1 protein-coding gene is annotated in these 562 nt (G+C 64.6%); it reads right to left on the minus strand.

Going from position 1 to position 562, the window contains the following annotated elements:
- Positions 1 to 562 (minus strand): hypothetical protein (locus AACY19_RS26860; RefSeq protein WP_339454520.1); only part of this gene is annotated, 562 nt, incomplete at both ends.

The following is a 562-nucleotide window of genomic DNA, read 5'->3' on the forward strand; positions in this document are numbered from 1 at the left end:
GGGCGGTCAATGTCGCTTTGTAATCGCCGAGATAGCCCTCAAGGGTCTTGGGTAGTGCCTGCGCCCGGGCGAAGCTGCCCTTGTGTTTGAGCCACTGCGCGGACGGCATCAGCTGATCGGAAAGACTGCGGTGCTTGATGCTGTCTACGCTGCTCGCGGCACCATTGCGCAGCGAGCGCTTGAGCAATAGCGCGGCGGCCACCTCATAGGCCGCCAGCCTTTCCTCAGCCGTGGATGCAGCTTCGACCAAGGCGCGCGGGGCCGATGCAAACGGCGTGCTCAGAGCCGCCAGTCCGGTCTCGTTGGTGGCATAGACGCCTGCCAGCGTGGTCATGGCAATCCCAAGGGGATGATCCTCTGCATAGGCGAGGTTCAAGCCGGACACCGCTTTGAGCAGGGCCCGCAAGCGCGCAGGCCGTGCAGCCATTTCGGCACGAATGGCCTGCGCCCGCCCGGTACCGATAGTCGCCACCAGCAACGGCGCAATCGCCGTCACCACTGTTGCACGCAATGCAGCATCGGAGAGGCTGGGGTCGCCCAGTGCGCGCCGGATAGCTTTCAC

It is taken from the genome of Pseudomonas sp. EA_5y_Pfl2_R50 (assembly GCF_963970475.1).
Lineage (GTDB): Bacteria > Pseudomonadota > Gammaproteobacteria > Pseudomonadales > Pseudomonadaceae > Aquipseudomonas.